The sequence below is a fragment of the Haloleucobacter ellipsoideus genome, from assembly GCF_052491725.1.
Window position 1 is genome coordinate 19,346 of record NZ_JBQWAR010000013.1, and the last position, 18,554, is coordinate 37,899.

Consider the following 18,554-nt stretch of genomic DNA (forward strand, 5'->3'; position numbering starts at 1 on the left):
GATCACCAGCCTTGGACAGGTCTTTGGCCGTCAGTGTGGAGCGGTCGGAATCGGTAGTCGCCTGCCGGTGTCCCGCCGTTGCAAGCCGCTTGATGGTGGCGTCGCCAGCTCGAATTTCTGGTAGGCGTCCACACAGGGCCGGCGCCGCCTGTAATCGAAACCATCCACCTCAACCTCGTAGGATGAGGGGCCGGAGAGCCCATCGGCTTCAATCCGCGCGCGGCGAAACCATTTGGCGCGGCCATATTCGCTCACCACGCGCCGTTCCGGCGCTTCCGCCTCCCACACCGGGCTGCCACCGAGAATGGCCTGCCGGATGATCAGCCGCTGGGGCGGACGGCGCAGATCCAGTTCACCCGCGGCATTCTCTGTTGCGAGCAGGCCCAGTGCCCGCCCCAGCGATGCCCAGCCTTCCCGGCCAAATGCATCAATGCCGCCCATATCGGCCAATGGGTCCCAGCCCTCCGGCAGTGCGAAGTGGCATTCGGCCAGCCCCTCCACGGCTTCATGAACCATAATGGCGTCGGGGTGAGGCTCGGCATCGCCAAGGCCCGCAATTGGAGCGAGACCATAGCGGTTCGCGATGTCCGGCTCCTGCACCACGGCGAGCAGTTCGCCAAAGCGGGTCATGCCAGCCCAGCCGGGGCGCAGGGCGGCAGGCATAAGGCCAAGCCAGTCCACCGCAACAGCAGCAGCTCGCGCACGCTGTCCGGCACCGGCAAGGCGCGCTCGGTCAGTTTGGGTTCCGGCCCCGGCACGCGCTGGGGGCGCGGCTTGCCATCCTTCCCGATATTTTTGAGCGTGGGATGCGCGACCGAGGCCAGAGACGGCCCGGCCAGATTGCCCAGCGAAACCGCAGCAGCCCACAGCCAGCCCGCCTCGGCCCGGCCCTGTCGCACCAGAGAGGTCCACACCGAGAGGGTGCTTTCTATCCCCTCCCCGCTGGCCATGCCGCAGGGTTCATCCCCGCCCGGCACCAGCACAATGCGCGCGCCCTGCTGCTGTCCGCGCACTTTTTTGGGCGGAAGCATCACGCCGGTTTCCGGGCAGAGCAACACAGGCCGCCCCTTGGGGGCGTTGATGTCAATCCAGGTGAAGTGAAGGCCCGCAAACCGGCCATCGCCCAGCGTGGTGGCGGCCACCAGCGCAGGACCGGAATGCAGCACGCGGTGCCGCTCGCGGCCATTCACCATGTGCTTGCCGTGGTAATAGGGCAGATCACGCGCAAACCGCAGATGTGCCCCGGCCGGGATATCCAGCCCGCGAATGTCGCGCAGATAGACCTCGGCCGCCGTCCCGGACAATGGGTGCAGGGCTTTCCACTGGCGATACAACTTCTGCCGCTCGACCTCCCGGTAGGATTCCGCCTCCTGCCGCAGCTTTTCTTCACGCGCACGTCGTTCGGCCTCTCGCGCGGCCAGTTCCTCGGCACTGGCGCGCGTACCCTCCCCGCGCGGTGGCGGGTGCCCGGTCAGCCATTCGCAGGCAGCGAGGAAATCCGCACCATCCAGATATTCCACCAGCGCAATGGCATCCCCGCCCCGGCCGGACTTGCGGCAGTGAAACAGGTTTTTGCGCAGGTTCACGCCGAAACGGTCTCGCCCACCGCACACGGGGCACGGGCCTACCAGTTCGGTGCCCGCACGCCGCAATTTGATGGAACGGCGCGTGAGCACCTCCTCCACGCGCACGGCGCGGGCGTCTTCAACCCATGCGGAGAGATCCGGGGCGGTCATGCTACGCGCCCCTCATAAAATGTGTATCAATACACAAATCACGCTTGACCCCGCACCCCTTATTGTGTATTAATACACACAGAAAGAGGGGAGCACGGGCATGGGTCGCAAGGGCAAGAGCAGCAAACCTCGCGAGATACGCCAGATGCTGGAAGAGGATGGGTGGCAGATGGGGAGAAAAGGCCCCGGCGATCACCTCCAGTTCTTCCACCCGGAACGAAAAGGCAGGGTCACACTGGACATGGGTGCCAGAGAGATACCTACCGGAACGCTCCGGTCCATCTGACGGCAGGCAGGCTGGGAGTGGTGAGGGGCAACCCTCCCACTCTTTCCCACAGTACCCGGCAACAGACAAAGGAACAGACAGATGGCTTACGCAGTCGGCATCATCCACGAGGAAAATGGGGTTTTCGGCATCAGCTTTCCAGACTTTCCCGGCGCAATCTCCACCGGCGAAAGCATTGATGAAGCCGTGAGCAAGGGCGCGCAAATGCTCGCTTTCCACATCGACGGCATGGTGGAAGACAAGGAAGACCTGCCCCCCCTGCGCAGCTTCGCGCAGATCCGCGATGCAGAGCCTGAATGGGCTGAAGGCGGCGTGGCCGTGGCCGTGCCGGTGGAACTGCCCGGCAAAAGTGTGCGCATCAACATCTCGGTGGATGAACGCGCGCTGGAGCGGATCGACCGTGCGGCCAAGGCCGTGGGCCAGACCCGCAGCGGCTATCTGGTCAACGCCGCGCTGGAGCGCGCCCGGGCACAGGTGGAGGCTGGGGCTGCCTGAAATCATTCCGCCTCTCCCACCCCTGCCGCCGCACACGGGCGCAGATTCACGAAAACCGAGCGGCCGTTCATCTGCCGCTTGGAAAAGCCCATGCGGCCGAAACGGGTCTGGAAACTGCCCTTGCCGGGGTTCACCAGCCCGCGAACAAGGCAGAACTCCATAAAGGCGGGCCAGAGCATGGCAGCCGGGGTCATCACGCCCTGAACGCGCTCAATGCCTTCCAGTGCGAAGCGGGCCACGGCATCATCCGGCCCGGCAAGGCCTGTGGCGGGGGCTTCCTCCAGCTCAGCCACCCACGGCAGGCCAATGGCCCGCCACACGGCCATGGCCGCAACCGGCCCACGGGCAAGGCGGGCCTCGCGCACCAGCCGCACCGCCTGCGAGAAATCCGGGTGGCCGGGCATCAGGGTGCGCACACCGGCCTGCAGGCCATCTTCTGCCGCTGCTGCCTGCCCAAAAAAGTGCAGATACAGAACCCGGTAGCATTCGCGCTTATAGGTCAGCACCCGCTGGCGCGTTGCCTCATCCTTCACCCGGCTCTCATCAATGCCAAACAGCCAGCCATTCAGCAGGTCGAGACGCAGCAGTGTCGTTTGTTGAGGGCCGCTGGCCGAGGGTATGGTCGTGATGACCATGCCCTCGGAAAGAACCTCATCACGATGAAGGCGCTTGGACTGACTTGACCAATCCAGACCGAGGCGACGGCAGATCCCCTTGATCGCCACATACACCTCGCCATCGGCCTCTCCAGCCCACAGCAGGTCGCCATGAAAATCCACAGAGGTCAGGGCATGTGAGGTCATGATCATGCCTCCATCTTGGCAGAGAGAATAATGCAATGGGCATTACTGATCTGGTTCAGGCGATCGAGCAGTGCCGTGCGCGCCAATGCGTCCCTTGGGCTGGGGCGTGGCGCCGCCAGATTGAGCGGATAGAGGGGGTTTTCCTGCCGCCACAGATGCAGCGCATCATCATCGGCAAGGCCATCCTCTGCAGGGTCCTGCTCCGGCATCTCGCCAGCATCTTCCTCACGCTCGGACAGTTCCACACCAAGCGTTGCAAGACGGTCCATCACCTCCGAAGGCAGCACGCACACAAAGGCGGTGCCCTCCGGCGTTTCCGCAACAGGGGCAAAGCAGGCGGCCAGTTCCTCGAACAGGTCCAGCACCTCGGCAGCGGTGGCAATATCCAGCCGCCGGCGGCTTTTGCCTGTGCCGGAGTGGGGAACCAGACTGGGAGAAATTTGGGGAAGGCGTGCGAAAGCGCGCGCGTAGGCGCGTCCTGTCATCCGTGCCATGACAGCGATCCTGTGCTCGTGTTGCGAGCGCGGACCGTTTCTGAAGCGGCACCGCGCCCAGGGTTCAGAAACACGGCACAGGTCGTGCCCCCACGCCTTTAGGCTTGCGCCCTGGACATGCGCGTGGAGACCCTGGACTGGATGCGGATAACGGACCTTTCGGGGAGCCGCGAACCGCCTGTGCGTATTTTCCGGATTGGCGCGTTTCTGAGGCGCGACAATCGAGCGGAATCTGGCGCGGTTCGCCGCCCGGGTCAAGGGGGTGTGGGCGAAAGACGGATCGACAGGCGGATACTTGCTCGATAGATCAAAAACCCCAAAAAAATACAGGATAATATCATGAATAGAAAAGATAAATCCACCATATATCTCAATATAATGACTGCAACACTTGCAATTGTAATCATTGTTTCCGTAATATCTATTGCCTATATAATGAATGTAAAAACTATATCCCCAGATGCAGAACTTGGATTTTGGGGGGTTATTTTCAGCAATGCTTCTGCTGTATTGATTGCAATTAGCGCAGCCAGAGCAGCACTTCAAAACAACAAAATCTCTAATGACACAAGTAAATCCGAGACACAGAAAGGACAAATCTAATGGGTTAAAGACCACTATATGGGCACAGAGAGAAACGTGATTCACCCACCCACCCGGCACCACGTGCCGGGTGGGTGGGTGGTTGATGCGGTGCATCGCCAGTGCAGAAGAGTCATGATTGATGGCAATATCCGCATCGTGCCCCAGCGCCATGCGAATGCCGGTAGACGCGCCACCGCCGCCGGCGAAGCTGTCAACGACAAGCTCTTTCATTCCGCCGCCTTCCCGCCAAACAGAGGACGCGCCGTATCTGAAGGCGCAGCAGTCCGGGCCGCACGCGCGATGGCACCAGCCCAATCCGCCTCAAGGCGAGCCCGGGCAATGGCAGCATATTCCGGGTTAAGTTCGATCAGCGCTGCTAGCCGGCCTAACCGGAGGGCAGCAAGCGCTGTGGTGCCGGCTCCACCAAATGGATCGAGCACCAAACCTCCGGGCGGGCAACCTGCAGCAATGCAACGCAGAGCCAATTCAGGAGGGAAGGTTGCGAAATGCGCGCCTGAAAATGGCTTTGTGCCCATGCGCCAAACGTTGAGCGGTGCAGGCTCGTAATTGCGCAGATACCGGCCATTGGCGCGCTGCTCATCGCGACCCATCGCATCCCAGCGCTCATTGAAGCCCTGATGACGGCGGGAATGGCCGCGTTGCTTGTCCCGCCGCTCGCCTTCCGGCAGCACTGCCGAGTGTGTGTGACGGCCATAGGCCTCACGCCCCCGGATTATTCCCTTTTCTCTTCCAGCACGATGAATTGAGCCATGCCTACCGGGGCCCGTATCCCATCCATCTGGCATCTTGTGAGCATCGCCAGAATAATGCCCCTGCCGTACTTCCTCGGCATCATAATAAGCCCCCATACGCATCCAGCGCGGGCCATCACGATCCGGGCTGGTGATGAGCGGGCACCTCTCGGACAGATCGGGGGCAAAACTGATTTCGCCAGTATCCCTTGCCCGCCACACATCGGCAGAGTCGGACTTCGTCAGCAGGAAAATCTTTTCATGTGCGGAGGATGGGCGATATGCGCCAGAACTGTCTGGCATCGGGTTGGTCTTGCCCCAGATTATTTCTGACCTCACCCACCAGCCGGCATCCTGCAGGGCAATAGCCAGCCGGTTCGGGATCATGCAGAGATCCTTTGGCTTCAGGGTGCCACCAATGGTGGAGAGCGGCTTGTCCCGGAAGGTCCGGTCATCTCCACCGGCCGATTTGGCATCTGACGCACTACGGCCATTCGGAGCCGTCGCGTAGCAATCACCATAATTGAGCCAGAGGGTTCCAGTCGGCCTCAGCACCCGACGGACCAGATTGAACACCTCGACCATTACAGACAGATGCTCGAAAAGGGTCGGCTCAAGCCCGATCTGCCCCTCAACTCCATAATCGCGCAACCCCCAATAGGGCGGGCTGGTGACGACGCAATCAACACTATCTGGGGGCATCGCCTCCAGTGCGGCGCGCACATCACCCAGCCAAAGACGCACCCATCCAGAAAGAAGTGCCTCAGGTGTCATGCCCCGCCCTCATCATCCAGAACCGCGAGAAACAGCCCATCACGCGCAACGGTCACCGAGCGCGTGGAAGCCGACCTCGACAAGGTCGCCTCTGTAACCGGCCTGCCCACCTTCGAGGGCAAGCCGGAAATGCCGGCGGCCTGATCCCAAGCCCCTGTCTGCCCCACCCGTTTCTGCCCGGCGCAAGCCCTGACCGCACCGGGCAGGAAAGCGCCGCCGGTTCGGCTGGACCGGGAAAGCCCGGCCCTTCCGACGGCGCACCTTTTCAACGCGAGCGAGAGCCCATGACTCAGTATTCCGAAACAAGCAGCGCGACGGTTGAGATCGTGGCCCGCGCTATCTGCAAAGCATATGGCGGCGACTTCGACCTTATAAATGATGAGGGAAAAGAAGCCGCACGGGGTGAGGCAAGAGCAGCCATCCGAGCACTACGCGACAATCTTTCAGATGAGATGCGTTTTGCTGTGTGGTTCAGCCAATATCAGACCGCGAGCGCCAATGATGAACAGGCCGCCATCCTCGCAACGAAACGATTTTGCGATGAAAACCAGAAAGAGCAGGACCTGAAATCGTTCCGCGCCATGCTGAATGCCGCACTGGGCAAATCTCCCGGGAATATGCGCGCCGCCTTCGCGGGGGCCTCCCGATGAAACTCACCCTCGAAAAGGATGCGCTCACCCATGCCCTAGCTCGTGCCGAGCGCGTGGTGGAAAAGCGAAACTCCATTCCCATCCTCGGCAACCTGCTCATCCGGGCGCAGGGCGATCATCTGTTCGTCACCGGCACGGATCTGGATTCCGCCATCACCACGCGCGCGCAGGCAGAAGTCGCCCAGCCGGGTGAAACCACCCTGCCAGCGGGCACACTGATCGACTTCGCCAAAAAACTGCCCACCGGGCAGAAGGTCACACTCGAGCAGACCGGGGATGATCCTCGCATCGCCCTGCGCGCCGGGCGCACGCGGCTGCACCTGCCAACCATTCCGCCGGCAGATTTCCCCACCTTCACAGGTGCGGAGCCGCTCGCCAGCTTTGAACTGCCCGCCAGCCAGATGGTGGCCGCGATAGAGCGGGTGGCGTTCGCCATTTCCACTGAGGAAACGCGCTACTATCTCAACGGCATCTATTTCCATATCGCAGAAGGTGAGAAAGGCTCGCGCCTGACCGCCGTGGCCACCGATGGTCACCGCCTCGGCCTGCACGCGCTCACTATACCTGAAGGCGCAGCCAGCCTGCCGGTACGCGCCTGAAGCACCACCCCAGCCGCGCGGGCCTCACCCGTGTCAGCGCCAGCCGCCCCAAATGGACCGGAGAGGTGCGACTGAATGCAGACTGGTTGGACCAGCCGCTGCGCTGGCGGCGTCCGCGCCGTATCTTTGTCTGCGCTCATGGCGATCTATTCCACCCCGGGGTGCGGGATGAATGGATAGATCAGGTTTTCGCGACCATGGCCGCTGCCCCGCAGCACATATTTCAGGTGCTGACCAAGCGGCCGGAGAGAGCCTATGCGTATCTGACACAGGGCTGGGCGAGCCGCGTGCAGGATCTTCTTGCTCCTCGATACCTGACCCTGAAGGTACTTGAGCCACTTCCGAATGTCTGGCTGGGCACCTCCATTTCTGATCAGGAAAGCGCGGATGCGCGGATTCCAAAACTTCTGCGGACGCCTGCCGAGCTGAGGTTCATCTCTGCCGAACCGCTTTTGGGGCCCGTGACCCTCATAGATCGCGACCCCATCAAGCTGACGACAGGTGTTGAGGCCCAGCCACAGCATCGTTTCTATGTCAGCCTGCTCAAGGGCTGGGGTGCTCCTGGCCATGCATTGCCCGGGCTGGACTGGGTCATTGTCGGCGGCGAAAGCGGGCCGAACGCCCGGCCAATGCATCCGGATTGGGTACGCAAGCTGCGCGATGAATGCACGGAAGCTGGCGTGCCATTCTTTTTCAAGCAATGGGGTGAATGGGGTCCGGCTCAATGGAAAGTCGAGCGCCAGCCCGACGAAGCCATTGAGGACTTGAAGGCTCGCGCGGAAGCAGAGGGCGCGACCCACGCAATAGCGCCTTGGGGCACTCCGCACGAATCAGATCATCGCCCATGGAGCATTGAGCGCACCAGTTGCGAACCTCATGCCGGCATTCGTCGGTGGGGGAAGGCCGGCGCCGGTAGGGAGTTAGATGGCTGGGAGTACAGCGGATTTCCGGGAGGTGAGCCATGCAGGTGAACCGCTACCTGAAGGACAAGGCGATGGACCGTATCGACCACGCCCTTGGCCGCCCCCTCAACCCGCTCAGCGAGACCTATCGCAATCATTATGCGACGGACACAGATGGCCGGGTAGCAGAAGAGATGCGCGCTTCTCCCTTCTGGAAAGGCGGGAAAGCTATAGACTGCATGGCCTTTTTCTACGTGACCGAGGCCGGACGCCAAGCGCTGGCGGAGCACCTGAAGGAGATCAAAGACCCGCACAAGGCCTATGTCGTTGCTTTCGGCGGCATAGAGATGAGCGTTGTCGCCACCAGCACCGGGAAGGCACGCTATTCAGCATACCTCTCCGCATCAGATTGCGATGATGACCTCACGTTCCGTGCATTTCAACGCGCCAGCAGTGTGCGGAGGGCCTCATCATGAAAGCCCTCTCCATCCGCCAGCCATGGGCATGGTGCATCCTGCACGGAAAGCCTGTCGAAAACCGCAGGTGGTGGACGCCCTACACTGGCCCGCTGCTGATCCACGCGGCAAAGGGTATGACCCGCGCCGAATATGAGGACTGTCGGGCTTTTGCGGCCTCGCTCGGGCTCACCGTGCCCCCAGCCGATGAACTGCCACGAGGTGGGATTGTCGGCATGGCCAGGCTGTCAGCGTGCGTCACCCACCATCCCTCCAAATGGTTTTTCGGCCCCTATGGGCTGGTGCTGGATAACGTCGAGCCCCTGCCATTTCAGCCGATGAAAGGCCAGCTCGGCTTATTCGAAGTGGAGGCACCACATGACTGAGCGCCCCTACACAATCCGCCTCACAAAAGAGGAACTTGAACTCCTCCAAGTTGGCGTCTGGCATTGGGAGGATATGCTGCGGACCAGCCGGGGCAGGCAGAAAGCAGAGGGGAACGACCCCACAAAATATGACAGGGCAATCGCTGACTGTCGCAACCTCAAGGCCCGGCTGTTCCGCCTGAAACCGGAGGGACGAGAATGAACACAGCGTTCCTGTTGATGGCCCAGTACCAAGGCCGCGCCATCATCCCGGTGGAATGGGTTTGCCGGGACTACTTCAGCCATCTAACCCCGGATAAATTCATTCGGAAGGTCTCATTGGGCGACATAGCCATTCCGCTGGTCCGCATGGAGGCCAGTCAGAAGTGCGCGAAAGGCGTGCACCTGCATGACCTTGCCCAATATCTGGACAAACGCGTTGAGGCTGCGCGCAAGGAATGTGAGCAATTACGTTCGGCCTGATCAAGATAAGGATTCCAATGACCCGCCACCCGCCTGGACCTTTAAAATTTCAAGCCAGGGCCAGCCAGCATACTTGTCCCCTGTCTTACGAAGATGGGTATATCGCTGAAGGCTCGACCAAGTGCGATGCCCCGAAACCGCTGCGACATGGGGTATAGTGAGCCCCATCTCGAACAGACGGCTAATGCCCTCATGGCGCAGATCGTGGAAATGGAGATCGTCAATCCCCAGGATTTTGCATGCACGAGTAAAGGCCGCGCTGATAGTCGCTGACTTATAAGGGAAAATTTCCTGCGCCTTACGCGGTAGCAACTGGATGATTTCCAAGGCTGGATCGGGGAGATCGCACCAGATATGATTCCCATCCTTGTCATCGGGATGCTTCATATCCCTCACGAGTACCCTTCCGCCCGCTTCGTCTAGATCAGACCATAGAAGCCGCGTGATCTCATCCTGCCGCCGGGTCGAGAAAATCGCAAAGGCGATGATGTGCTGCATGGGGCGCGCAGTACGGCGCCACCGACGATTCAACCTGAAAAGAGTGAGAATCTTATCTAGCTCATCCAGAGACGGCCGGCGCTCCCGGTGTTTGGACTTGCCAATTATGCCCATCCGCTTCGCGACCACACGGGCCGACTCAAATTCCGCCTTTCGTAATGGATAACCCCACGCAGGTTCGGCAATTTCGAAAATCGCGGATAGATGAGAAAGATAGTTGCCAACCGTTTGTGGCTGTACACCACTCACGAGCTTCTCTTTGGCAAATTCAACTATTGCGACGCTGTTGATTTGGGAGCAGCGCAATGACGCTATCGAAAATTTTTGGATTGCTGCCAGAACCTGTCGCTTGGTATCGCCAAACGGGCGCTTACTGTCCTCAATGTAGTGCCTTATAACCTCTCCCAGCGTTGGATCATGAGCATGAACACGCTCCAGTGCGCCCGGTTCGGCGAGCCTGCGTTCTCTTTTTTCAAGCCAGGCAGCGGCTGCCTGTTTGCGTTCGAACGTTTGCGCCTCACGGTGAACAATTTCACCGTTACGCTTGATTAGGATCTGCGCCTGATAGCTCACTGAGCCATCCTTGCGCTTGCGTGTTATAATCGTTCCCATCGTCGATTTCGCCCGGTACTGCAGCATCACGTACGGCACTGCGCCGCCGTACTGGCCGCAGTAAAATGGGCGAAAATGGCGCAAAATGGTACCTAATGAGACGACAATTTAGCCCTCAATATATGGGCAAATAGGGCATATCACTTTGATTATAAAGGATTTTAAATTTTCCGTCGCCCCGATGATGGACTGGACGGACAGGCACTGTCGCGCATTCCACCGTACCTTCTCGCGCCACGCCCGGCTCTATACCGAAATGGTGACAGCCCTTGCCGTCATTCATGGAGACAGGCAGCGCCTCATCGGCTTCAATCCGCCTGAACATCCCGTGGCCGTGCAGCTTGGCGGGAGCGACCCTGCCCTTCTGGCGCAGGCCGCGCGGATTTGTGCCGATTTCGGCTATGATGAAATCAACCTGAATGTCGGCTGCCCTTCCGACAGGGTACAGGGCGGCAATTTCGGTGCCTGCCTGATGCGCGAACCCGTGCTGGTGGCCGATTGCGTGGCCGCCATGAAAGCCGTTGTCGCCATTCCGGTAACGGTGAAATGCCGCATCGGCGTGGATGATCAGGACCCGGAAGAGGCGCTGGACATATTGGCGGATGCGGTGATCGCCGCGGGAACGGATGCTCTCATCGTCCATGCGCGCAAAGCCTGGCTCAAGGGGCTTTCCCCGCGCGAGAACCGGGACATACCTCCACTGGATTATGACCGGGTCCGTCGCCTGAAGGCGCGCCTGCCGCACATTCCGGTTGCGGTGAATGGCGGCCTGAAAAGCATTGCAGACGGACTGGAGGCCATGAACAACCCCGAAGGCCCCCCGCTGGATGGCATGATGCTGGGCCGCATGGCCTATCATGAGCCCGAACTGCTGCATGAGGTGGACCCGCGCCTCCACGGCACGCCCGCGCCCCATGCCAGCACATTCGAGGCGCTTGAGGCTTTCGAGCCCTATATCGCAGCCCATCTGGAAGCCGGAGGGCGGCTTTCTGAAATCACCCGGCACATGCTCGGCCTGTTTGGCGGCCAGCGCGGCTCGCGGCTTTATCGTCGCCATCTGGCTACCCAGGCCATCAAACCCGGTGCCGGCCTTGATGTGTTGCGCGACGCGGTGAATGAGGTGCGCCAGCGTATCCGCGAGCCGGAAAACGCCTGAGCGCCTCCATCAAGCGGATCAGAGCGGAGCCTTTGGCGGCAGGCGCGAGACTGGCCATGCCAGAAGGACCATGCCAATTCCCGCCAGAATGAACACCCATTCCGCACCGATCCATGGCTCCAGCGAAGCCAGAACGATGGCGCCAATCGCCTGCCCCACAAAAAAGGCGGTGGCGAAAAGGGCGAGAGCTGAGCCTCTCGCCTGCGGTGCAAGCTCTGTGGCGAGAATCTGCAAGGTGTTGTGGACCATGTAGAATGTGAAGCCCGCAATACCGAACAGCAATACCGCCCCCCACAGGCTGGTCGCCACGGCGGCGCAACCCAGAAAAAGCCCGACCAGCACCGCGCCAAGCCCCGCCATGCGGCTGAGCCCCAGCGTGCGCACCAGAAACTGCACGGCAAAGGAATAGAGCGCGCCCCCCACGGCAAACACGGCAAGCACCACACCGGCCTCCACAGCATTGCCAATCCCATGGGAGACCATGAGGGGCGCAACCATCGGAAACGCCCCGAAAATCAACCCGCCCTCAATCGCGACGACAGCATAGACCTTGATGGACAAGGGATTGCGCATCACCAGAACATAGCGCTCCACAGCCGCCCGCACGGAGACGCTCTCCCCGCTCCGGCTTTCCTGAAGGCCGAAAATGGCGGCCAGAGCGGCAACACCGGCAATGGCCGCGGAAGTCCAGAACACCTCACGCCATCCCACCCATTCCGCGATGAAGCCGGCGACAGTCGAGCCCACGAGCTGCCCGCTCACAAGAGCCAGCAGAATGCGGCTGAGCGCGAGGGGGCGATCCGCAAAGGGCACCCTGTCACCCACGGCGGCCAGCACGACAGGAATGATTCCGCCGGCAAATGCCCCGGAAATCATCCGCGCCACCAGCAGGCTGGTATGGCCGCTCGCCATAGCGGAGGCCACAAGGCCCACCGCCAGCATCACCAGATTGATGCGGATGAGCCTGACCTTGCCCACGGCATCGCCAACCGGGCCAAACACCAGCTGCATGGCGGCATAGGGAAGGGTGAACGCCGTGGCCAGCAACGCCACATCCTGCACGCTCACCCTCAGATCCGCCGCCAGAATATTCAGCATCGGGTCCACGGTGCGCATGGAAAAGGAACTGGCGAAGGCCGCAAGACCAAAGACAAGAAGAAAAGGCATCGCAACCCGCAGGAAAGAGCAGACCCCCTACTCCTGAGCCTCGCAACCCCGGCGGTCAAGCTGCCGCAGGGAAAGCAAAAAACGCCCGGAACCGCGATGACCACGGTTTTTTCCCGGGAAACACAGCATCAGTATTGACATGAGATACATTTCACCTATTTTGCCGACGTCGTCCGAGATATGTCGAATCCAAGTGCGCCGACCGACGACCACTCGTTTGCGCCCGTACGGCACGGGACGTTCGATCAACGGCGCACAGCCGCATCCAAAAGATGCAATGTCATTTTCCGAACTCGGCCCTTTTTCTGAACTTGGCCTGAGCGACAAGGTCGCCAAGGCAGTCGCCGATGCTGGCTATACCCAGCCAACACCCATCCAGGCCCAGGCTATTCCGCATGTGCTGCAACGTCGGGATGTGCTCGGCATTGCCCAGACGGGTACGGGCAAGACGGCGGCTTTCACTCTCCCCATGTTGACTCTGCTGGAACAGGGCCGCGCGCGGGCCCGCATGCCCCGCACCCTGATCCTTGAGCCAACCCGTGAACTTGCAGCCCAGGTGGAAGAGAATTTCACCCGCTATGGCAAGAACCACAAGCTGAACGTGGCGCTACTGATCGGTGGCGTTTCGTTTGGCGATCAGGATACGAAGCTGCTGCGCGGCGTGGATGTGCTCATCGCCACCCCCGGCCGTCTGCTGGACCATGTGGAGCGCGGCCGCCTGCTGCTCTCCGGCATCGAGGTGCTCGTCATCGACGAGGCGGACCGCATGCTGGACATGGGCTTCATTCCCGATATCGAGCGCATCTGCAAGCTCGTACCCTTTACCCGCCAGACCCTGTTCTTCTCGGCCACCATGCCGCCGGAGATCCAGCGCCTGACGGAGCAGTTCCTCTCCAATCCCGCAAAGGTTGAAGTGGCGCGCGCCTCTTCCACGGCGGCAACAGTCACCCAGCTTCTGGTGGCCTCCCGTTCGGAGGATTACGAGAAGCGCGATGTGCTGCGCAATCTCATCCGCCAGTGCGAGGGGTTGCAGAACGGGATCATCTTCTGCAACCGGAAGCGGGATGTGGCCGTTCTGCTGCGCTCCCTGCAGAAGCACGGTTTCAATGCCGTGGCCCTGCATGGTGATATGGACCAGCACGCCCGCATCAAGGCCCTGGATGAGTTCCGCGCCGGCGATGCCACCCTGCTCGTCGCATCGGATGTGGCGGCACGCGGGCTGGATATTCCCGAGGTGAGCCACGTCTTCAACTATGATGTGCCCCACCATGCGGAAGACTATGTCCACCGCATTGGTCGAACCGGGCGCGCCGGACGTGAGGGCACGGCCTATTCGATTGTCACCCATGCGGATGCCAAGTCCCTTGCGGCCATCGAAAAGCTGATCGGCAATGCTCTCACCTGGCAGGGCGATCCTCTGGGCGATGCCCCTCCTCCCAGCCAGAAGCGCGAAGGGCGTGACAGCACCCGTCTGCGCGGCAAGCGCAAGGTGGAGAAGGAGCCGCGTGAAGCGCGCGAAAGCCGCAAGAGCGAGCCGCGGGCAGAGCGCAGTGAGCGTCCTGCACGCGCGGAACCGGCCGAACGGGCCCCCAAGGCCGAGCGGCCTGAACGCCCGCGTCGCCAGCCTCGGGAAGAGAGTGGTGAGGCGCGTGCGCCCTCCCGCAGGGACCGCAACCCGGCCAATGAGCCGGCGGATATGTCCCACCTCCCCGCCTTCCTGTTGCGCCCCGTGCGCATCAAGGCCAGCTGATAAAAAAACCCGGCGCTTAAACGCCGGGTTTTTCATTTCGACTCTCCCGGCTCTCCGGAAAACCACCGAATGCCCCTACGGGAAAGGGGTTCCGGTGGGTGAAGAGGCCCCTGGGCGACGTTTTGTATACAAATATAGATCTATACCTAGATTTTACCCGCGCACCCCGAGCCACAAAGCCCAAGCCCGTCCGCGCGGAAAATATCCCCATCCGCTATCCGGCGGGTCAGTCTTCCGCTACAGGGCCTGCCGGTGATGCACCGGGCGTGCGCGCGGCAGCTTTCATCTTCTGGCGCATTTCAGCCGCGGCATTATTGGCGATCTTGCGCGCCTCCCGCCCCTCGCGCCCTTCCTCCAGCGCTGTCACCACCCCATGAAGGGTCGCCAGATCCTGCTTGGTCAGACCAAGCCGATGGAAGATATTACGGATATTGCGCGTGGTTGAGGGCTGCTTTTCTGCCGAGCGGAAAAAGCCCGACGTTTCAAGCGCCCCTTCCAGATGATCGAAAAACGCGAACAGATCCTGCTTGTCCGCCAGAGGAGACTTGTCCTGCGAGGCGAAAGGCAGTGCACCATCAGTGCTGGCCTTGAACCACTCATAGCCGCTCACGGCCACGCACATGGCCAGATTGAGCGAGGCGAAAGCCGGGTTCACAGGCAATGTGAGAATGGCGTCGCACAAGGACACCTCTTCCGTATAGAGCCCTGTGCGCTCCCGCCCGAATACCAGCGCCACCTCCTCCCCCGCCCCCATGCGACGGTGAGTCTCGGCCGCGGCCTGATCAGCCCCCAGCACGGGTTTGGTCATGCCCCGCTCGCGCGCCGTGGCCGCAAAGGCAAAATTCACATCGCTCATGGCCGAGCGCAGGTCGGGAAAAACCTCCACGCCTTCCAGCACACGGTCCGCACCCGCGCTGAAGATGCGCGCCTTTTCATTCGGCCAGCCATCACGCGGGTTCACCAGCCGCAGACGCGCCAGCCCGAAATTGCCCATGGCCCGTGCGGCGGACCCGATATTCTCACCCAGTTGCGGCTCAACGAGGATCACAACCGGCCCGCCGGCGATCCACGGTTTGGTACTGTCGGTTCCGGAACCTGGCATCTCATCGTCCTGTTTTGCCGCTTCTCTCGCATGCTGGCGGCCCCGCGTCGAGCCTTGTGTATAGGCGAAAGGTTGAAGGGCGCGCTTTGGACTTGGGAAATGCACCAAGGCAATGCTATAGCGGCCTCGCTCAGGAAAAACGGGCGGCGGCCATATGGTGCGGCCGGGCCGTGATTCCCCATTGTCTTCCTCTGCGTTCAGCAGGTATCCGAGAGGTCCGTCCAAATGGCGAAGATCAAGGTGGCTAACCCCGTCGTCGAACTTGATGGCGACGAGATGACCCGGATCATCTGGCAGTACATCAAGGACAAGCTGATCCACCCCTATCTCGACATCGACCTGAAATACTATGATCTGTCGGTCGAGAACCGTGACGCCACCGATGACAAGGTGACCATTGAGGCGGCCGAGGCCATCAAGAAGTATGGCGTGGGCGTGAAGTGCGCCACCATCACCCCCGATGAGGCCCGCGTCGAGGAGTTCAAGCTGAAGGAAATGTGGAAGTCGCCGAACGGCACCATCCGCAACATCCTCGGCGGCGTGATCTTCCGTGAGCCGATCATCTGCAAGAACGTGCCGCGCCTCGTACCGGGCTGGACCCAGCCGATCGTCGTGGGCCGTCATGCCTTCGGTGACCAGTACCGCGCCACCGATTTCAAGGTGCCGGGCAAGGGCAAGCTCACCATCTCCTTCGTGGGTGAGGATGGCACCAAGATCGAGAAGGATGTCTACAACTTCCCCGGCTCCGGCGTTGCCATGGCCATGTACAATCTCGACGAGTCGATCCGCGATTTCGCCCGCGCCTCGCTGAACTATGGCCTCATCCGCAACTACCCGGTCTATCTTTCCACGAAGAACACCATCCTGAAGGCCTATGACGGGCGCTTCAAGGACATCTTCCAGGAAGTGTACGAGAACGAGTTCAAGGCCGAGTTCGACAAGCGTGGCCTCACCTATGAGCACCGCCTGATCGACGACATGGTCGCTTCCGCGCTCAAGTGGTCCGGCGGCTATGTGTGGGCCTGCAAGAACTATGACGGTGACGTGCAGTCCGACATCGTGGCCCAGGGCTTCGGCTCGCTCGGCCTGATGACCTCCGTTCTGATGACGCCCGATGGCAAGACGGTGGAGGCGGAAGCCGCCCATGGCACCGTGACCCGCCACTATCGCGAGCACCAGAAGGGCAAGGAGACCTCCACCAACTCCATCGCCTCGATCTTCGCCTGGACCCGCGGCCTCTCCCACCGCGCCAAGCTGGACAACAACGAGGAACTGGCCAAGTTCGCCGCCACCCTCGAAAAGGTCTGCGTGGATACGGTCGAGTCCGGTTTCATGACCAAGGATCTTGCCCTGCTCGTGGGTGCGGACCAGAAGTGGCTCTCCACCACCGGCTTCCTCGACAAGGTTTCCGAGAACCTTGAGAAGGCCATGGCTGCCTGATGCGAGTTTGGCCCGGCCCATAGCCGGGCCATTGGCACCGAGAATCAGAAAAGCCGCCGATGGCATCATCGGCGGCTTTTTTCGTCAGGCATCAGGATGTTTTCTGATCGGAGGGCGGCTGTTCGGGCTTGGCTGCCTTCGGGCTGGCTGCCGGCTTGGCGCGGGAGCCTCCCAGCCCGGCCATGCCGCTGGCGCCCGCCTGCCGCATGGCCGCCTCCGTAAAGCGCTCCCTCATTTCCGGGTGGCGCAGGGTGAAAACCTTTGCGGCATCGGCATCAATGGCCAGCAGACGCACCTTGGTCATGGCGCGCACGGCATCCGGCGGCGGTATGGCGGCCTCCAGGCTGGGAACCGTGCCAAACACATCCCCCGGCCCCAGACAGACCGGGCCATGAACCGTTTCCGCATCCAGCAAGCCTTCCAGCACCACAAAGATACGGTGCGAGGTTTCCCCCGGCACCACAACGGCGCGCCCCCTGTCAAAGCTTCTGGAATCGAGCACCGGCAAGAGGTCCGTCAGGGTCGATGAATCCAGATCATTGAACAAAGGCAGGCGCGAGAGCATCGAATAGGTGACGACGAAATCGTGCTTGGAAATCAGCGTCGAGAAGGAAGATGAGATGATGGCGATGGGCAGCGCCACCATGAGCACGCCGATCACCATGGTTGCCGCCGCGATCAGACGTCCGGCTTCCGTATGGGGCACAATATCGCCATAGCCCACCGTGGTCAGCGTGGTGATGGACCACCACATGGCCAGAGGAATGGAGCCCATATTGTCTGGCTGGGCCGTGCGTTCCGCCAGATAGGCCGCTGTCGCTGTCAGCAACACGCTGGCGCCAAGAATGAGAAAGCAGGCCAGCAGCGCATACCGCTCATGCCGGATGGCGGTGTAGAGGGCATTGAACCCCGAAGAATAGCGCGCCAGCTTGAAAAAGCGCAGAAGCCGCAGCACCAGCAGGGTTTGCAGGCTGACATCCATGAAATCGGCAAGGATGATGGGCATGATGGCGACAAGGTCGATAATCGCTGCCGGGGTCATCACATAATGCAGCCGGGCCCTCCAGGCAGGCATATGCCGGCGCAGCGGATGCTCTGGCGCGCACCACACGCGCGCGACATATTCCACCGAGAACACTAGAATGGAAAAATGTTCGAGCGAGTTCAGCAGGATACTGTCCTGCCAGGCCCATGAGGGCACCGTGGCCAGCACAGCCGCCACAACGCTCACCACAATGGTGCTGACCAGAAAGTAATAGACCCAATCCGCAACCCGATCACCCGTGGTGTCGTGCTCCAGTATGTCGAACATGCGCCGACGGATTTGATTATAGATCATGGGCCTGCCCGCTTCCCCCACACACACCAGTTTTCATGGCGCAGAACATTCCGGCAAGATCGCATGCGGGAGGCGGGAGCCTGAAGCGATATTTGAGAAAAGCCGGTTAAC

General features: G+C 61.2%; 22 protein-coding genes. 12 read left to right on the plus strand and 10 right to left on the minus strand.

Annotation, left to right across the window (positions count from 1 at the left end):
- Window positions 1-30: 30 nt before the first annotated feature.
- Together ACT6QG_RS02295 and ACT6QG_RS02300 are read right to left on the minus strand one after the other, a co-directional pair.
- Window positions 31-630 (minus strand): hypothetical protein, encoded by a 600-nt coding sequence (locus tag ACT6QG_RS02295; protein WP_444975980.1) that lies wholly within the window; start codon window positions 628-630, stop codon window positions 31-33.
- A complete protein-coding gene (locus tag ACT6QG_RS02300) occupies window positions 627-1,736 on the minus strand; it encodes a DUF7146 domain-containing protein (protein ID WP_444975981.1) in 1,110 nt (369 codons plus the stop codon). Before ACT6QG_RS02300 ends, ACT6QG_RS02295 begins: the two co-directional genes overlap by 4 nt.
- A gap of 100 nt (window positions 1,737-1,836) precedes the next feature.
- On the opposite strand from ACT6QG_RS02300, the gene ACT6QG_RS02305 reads away from it, so the two are divergent.
- On the plus strand, window positions 1,837-2,022 hold the full coding sequence (locus ACT6QG_RS02305) for a type II toxin-antitoxin system HicA family toxin (protein ID WP_444975982.1): 186 nt from the start codon (window positions 1,837-1,839) through the stop codon (window positions 2,020-2,022).
- Between the two features lie 81 nt (window positions 2,023-2,103).
- The gene (locus ACT6QG_RS02310; protein WP_444975983.1) at window positions 2,104-2,517 is read left to right on the plus strand and encodes a type II toxin-antitoxin system HicB family antitoxin; all 414 of its coding nucleotides are present in this window, start codon (window positions 2,104-2,106) and stop codon (window positions 2,515-2,517) included.
- A gap of 2 nt (window positions 2,518-2,519) precedes the next feature.
- Here the strand turns inward: ACT6QG_RS02310 and ACT6QG_RS02315 are convergent, their stop codons facing one another.
- Genes ACT6QG_RS02315 through ACT6QG_RS02330 form a run of 4 tightly spaced genes read right to left on the minus strand, consistent with a single transcriptional unit; the run spans window position 2,520 to window position 6,092 of the window.
- Window positions 2,520-3,320, minus strand: coding sequence for a phage antirepressor N-terminal domain-containing protein (locus ACT6QG_RS02315; protein ID WP_444975984.1), 801 nt, complete (start codon window positions 3,318-3,320; stop codon window positions 2,520-2,522).
- Between the two features lie 2 nt (window positions 3,321-3,322).
- Entirely contained in the window at window positions 3,323-4,630 is a 1,308-nt protein-coding gene (locus ACT6QG_RS02320) for a hypothetical protein (protein ID WP_444976054.1), read from the minus strand.
- Window positions 4,627-5,925, minus strand: coding sequence for a DNA-methyltransferase (locus ACT6QG_RS02325; protein ID WP_444975985.1), 1,299 nt, complete (start codon window positions 5,923-5,925; stop codon window positions 4,627-4,629). The genes ACT6QG_RS02320 and ACT6QG_RS02325 overlap by 4 nt, the downstream gene beginning before the upstream one ends.
- The gene (locus tag ACT6QG_RS02330) at window positions 5,922-6,092 is read right to left on the minus strand and encodes a hypothetical protein (protein WP_444975986.1); all 171 of its coding nucleotides are present in this window, start codon (window positions 6,090-6,092) and stop codon (window positions 5,922-5,924) included. Before ACT6QG_RS02330 ends, ACT6QG_RS02325 begins: the two co-directional genes overlap by 4 nt.
- A 117-nt stretch (window positions 6,093-6,209) precedes the next feature.
- Here ACT6QG_RS02330 and ACT6QG_RS02335 point away from each other — a divergent pair, with 117 nt between their 5' ends.
- The 7 genes from ACT6QG_RS02335 to ACT6QG_RS02365 all read left to right on the plus strand — a co-directional run bounded on the left by ACT6QG_RS02335 (window position 6,210) and on the right by ACT6QG_RS02365 (window position 9,379).
- The gene (locus ACT6QG_RS02335; protein WP_444975987.1) at window positions 6,210-6,575 is read left to right on the plus strand and encodes a hypothetical protein; all 366 of its coding nucleotides are present in this window, start codon (window positions 6,210-6,212) and stop codon (window positions 6,573-6,575) included.
- Window positions 6,572-7,174 (plus strand): DNA polymerase III subunit beta, encoded by a 603-nt coding sequence (dnaN, locus tag ACT6QG_RS02340; protein ID WP_444975988.1) that lies wholly within the window; start codon window positions 6,572-6,574, stop codon window positions 7,172-7,174. The genes ACT6QG_RS02335 and dnaN overlap by 4 nt, the downstream gene beginning before the upstream one ends.
- Before the next feature lie 86 nt (window positions 7,175-7,260).
- The gene (locus ACT6QG_RS02345; protein WP_444975989.1) at window positions 7,261-8,145 is read left to right on the plus strand and encodes a DUF5131 family protein; all 885 of its coding nucleotides are present in this window, start codon (window positions 7,261-7,263) and stop codon (window positions 8,143-8,145) included.
- The gene (locus tag ACT6QG_RS02350; protein ID WP_444975990.1) at window positions 8,136-8,552 is read left to right on the plus strand and encodes a hypothetical protein; all 417 of its coding nucleotides are present in this window, start codon (window positions 8,136-8,138) and stop codon (window positions 8,550-8,552) included. Before ACT6QG_RS02345 ends, ACT6QG_RS02350 begins: the two co-directional genes overlap by 10 nt.
- A complete protein-coding gene (locus tag ACT6QG_RS02355) occupies window positions 8,549-8,917 on the plus strand; it encodes an ASCH domain-containing protein (protein WP_444975991.1) in 369 nt (122 codons plus the stop codon). Before ACT6QG_RS02350 ends, ACT6QG_RS02355 begins: the two co-directional genes overlap by 4 nt.
- The gene (locus tag ACT6QG_RS02360) at window positions 8,910-9,119 is read left to right on the plus strand and encodes a hypothetical protein (protein WP_444975992.1); all 210 of its coding nucleotides are present in this window, start codon (window positions 8,910-8,912) and stop codon (window positions 9,117-9,119) included. The genes ACT6QG_RS02355 and ACT6QG_RS02360 overlap by 8 nt, the downstream gene beginning before the upstream one ends.
- On the plus strand, window positions 9,116-9,379 hold the full coding sequence (locus ACT6QG_RS02365) for a pyocin activator PrtN family protein (RefSeq protein WP_444975993.1): 264 nt from the start codon (window positions 9,116-9,118) through the stop codon (window positions 9,377-9,379). The genes ACT6QG_RS02360 and ACT6QG_RS02365 overlap by 4 nt, the downstream gene beginning before the upstream one ends.
- Here the strand turns inward: ACT6QG_RS02365 and ACT6QG_RS02370 are convergent, their stop codons facing one another.
- Window positions 9,380-10,489: a site-specific integrase gene (locus ACT6QG_RS02370; protein ID WP_444976047.1), complete on the minus strand. Its 1,110-nt coding sequence runs from the start codon at window positions 10,487-10,489 to the stop codon at window positions 9,380-9,382.
- Between the two features lie 151 nt (window positions 10,490-10,640).
- Between ACT6QG_RS02370 and dusA the strand changes: the two genes are divergently transcribed.
- Window positions 10,641-11,645 (plus strand): tRNA dihydrouridine(20/20a) synthase DusA, encoded by a 1,005-nt coding sequence (gene dusA, locus ACT6QG_RS02375; protein WP_444976048.1) that lies wholly within the window; start codon window positions 10,641-10,643, stop codon window positions 11,643-11,645.
- Window positions 11,646-11,663: 18 nt separating this feature from the next.
- Here dusA and ACT6QG_RS02380 read toward each other — a convergent pair whose 3' ends face one another.
- Window positions 11,664-12,812 carry an MFS transporter gene (locus ACT6QG_RS02380; protein ID WP_444975994.1) on the minus strand — a complete coding sequence of 383 codons (1,149 nt, stop codon included), beginning with the start codon at window positions 12,810-12,812 and terminating at the stop codon, window positions 11,664-11,666.
- A 277-nt stretch (window positions 12,813-13,089) separates the two neighbouring features.
- On the opposite strand from ACT6QG_RS02380, the gene ACT6QG_RS02385 reads away from it, so the two are divergent.
- A complete protein-coding gene (locus ACT6QG_RS02385; RefSeq protein WP_444975995.1) occupies window positions 13,090-14,562 on the plus strand; it encodes a DEAD/DEAH box helicase in 1,473 nt (490 codons plus the stop codon).
- Window positions 14,563-14,788: 226 nt separating this feature from the next.
- Here the strand turns inward: ACT6QG_RS02385 and ACT6QG_RS02390 are convergent, their stop codons facing one another.
- Window positions 14,789-15,664 carry an RNA methyltransferase gene (locus tag ACT6QG_RS02390; protein WP_444975996.1) on the minus strand — a complete coding sequence of 292 codons (876 nt, stop codon included), beginning with the start codon at window positions 15,662-15,664 and terminating at the stop codon, window positions 14,789-14,791.
- A gap of 225 nt (window positions 15,665-15,889) precedes the next feature.
- On the opposite strand from ACT6QG_RS02390, the gene ACT6QG_RS02395 reads away from it, so the two are divergent.
- Complete coding sequence (locus ACT6QG_RS02395) at window positions 15,890-17,104, plus strand: NADP-dependent isocitrate dehydrogenase (RefSeq protein ID WP_444975997.1); 1,215 nt, start codon at window positions 15,890-15,892, stop codon at window positions 17,102-17,104.
- A 91-nt stretch (window positions 17,105-17,195) separates the two neighbouring features.
- Here the strand turns inward: ACT6QG_RS02395 and ACT6QG_RS02400 are convergent, their stop codons facing one another.
- Window positions 17,196-18,443, minus strand: a complete 1,248-nt coding sequence (locus ACT6QG_RS02400; protein WP_444975998.1) for a cyclic nucleotide-gated ion channel — start codon at window positions 18,441-18,443, stop codon at window positions 17,196-17,198.
- Window positions 18,444-18,554: the final 111 nt, after the last annotated feature.

Coding starts and splice junctions, on each gene's coding strand:
- ACT6QG_RS02295 (WP_444975980.1), bottom strand. CDS start 630: ATGACCCGCTTTGGCGAACTGCTCGCCGTGGTGCAGGAGCCGGACATC.
- ACT6QG_RS02320 (WP_444976054.1), bottom strand. CDS start 4,630: ATGAAAGAGCTTGTCGTTGACAGCTTCGCCGGCGGCGGTGGCGCGTCT.
- ACT6QG_RS02305 (WP_444975982.1), top strand. CDS start 1,837: ATGGGTCGCAAGGGCAAGAGCAGCAAACCTCGCGAGATACGCCAGATG.
- ACT6QG_RS02395 (WP_444975997.1), top strand. CDS start 15,890: ATGGCGAAGATCAAGGTGGCTAACCCCGTCGTCGAACTTGATGGCGAC.
- ACT6QG_RS02315 (WP_444975984.1), bottom strand. CDS start 3,320: ATGACCTCACATGCCCTGACCTCTGTGGATTTTCATGGCGACCTGCTG.
- ACT6QG_RS02360 (WP_444975992.1), top strand. CDS start 8,910: ATGACTGAGCGCCCCTACACAATCCGCCTCACAAAAGAGGAACTTGAA.
- ACT6QG_RS02370 (WP_444976047.1), bottom strand. CDS start 10,489: ATGGGAACGATTATAACACGCAAGCGCAAGGATGGCTCAGTGAGCTAT.
- ACT6QG_RS02385 (WP_444975995.1), top strand. CDS start 13,090: ATGTCATTTTCCGAACTCGGCCCTTTTTCTGAACTTGGCCTGAGCGAC.
- ACT6QG_RS02350 (WP_444975990.1), top strand. CDS start 8,136: ATGCAGGTGAACCGCTACCTGAAGGACAAGGCGATGGACCGTATCGAC.
- ACT6QG_RS02300 (WP_444975981.1), bottom strand. CDS start 1,736: ATGACCGCCCCGGATCTCTCCGCATGGGTTGAAGACGCCCGCGCCGTG.
- ACT6QG_RS02390 (WP_444975996.1), bottom strand. CDS start 15,664: ATGCCAGGTTCCGGAACCGACAGTACCAAACCGTGGATCGCCGGCGGG.
- ACT6QG_RS02335 (WP_444975987.1), top strand. CDS start 6,210: ATGACTCAGTATTCCGAAACAAGCAGCGCGACGGTTGAGATCGTGGCC.
- ACT6QG_RS02365 (WP_444975993.1), top strand. CDS start 9,116: ATGAACACAGCGTTCCTGTTGATGGCCCAGTACCAAGGCCGCGCCATC.
- dnaN (WP_444975988.1), top strand. CDS start 6,572: ATGAAACTCACCCTCGAAAAGGATGCGCTCACCCATGCCCTAGCTCGT.
- ACT6QG_RS02310 (WP_444975983.1), top strand. CDS start 2,104: ATGGCTTACGCAGTCGGCATCATCCACGAGGAAAATGGGGTTTTCGGC.
- ACT6QG_RS02355 (WP_444975991.1), top strand. CDS start 8,549: ATGAAAGCCCTCTCCATCCGCCAGCCATGGGCATGGTGCATCCTGCAC.
- ACT6QG_RS02400 (WP_444975998.1), bottom strand. CDS start 18,443: ATGATCTATAATCAAATCCGTCGGCGCATGTTCGACATACTGGAGCAC.
- ACT6QG_RS02325 (WP_444975985.1), bottom strand. CDS start 5,925: ATGACACCTGAGGCACTTCTTTCTGGATGGGTGCGTCTTTGGCTGGGT.
- ACT6QG_RS02380 (WP_444975994.1), bottom strand. CDS start 12,812: ATGCCTTTTCTTCTTGTCTTTGGTCTTGCGGCCTTCGCCAGTTCCTTT.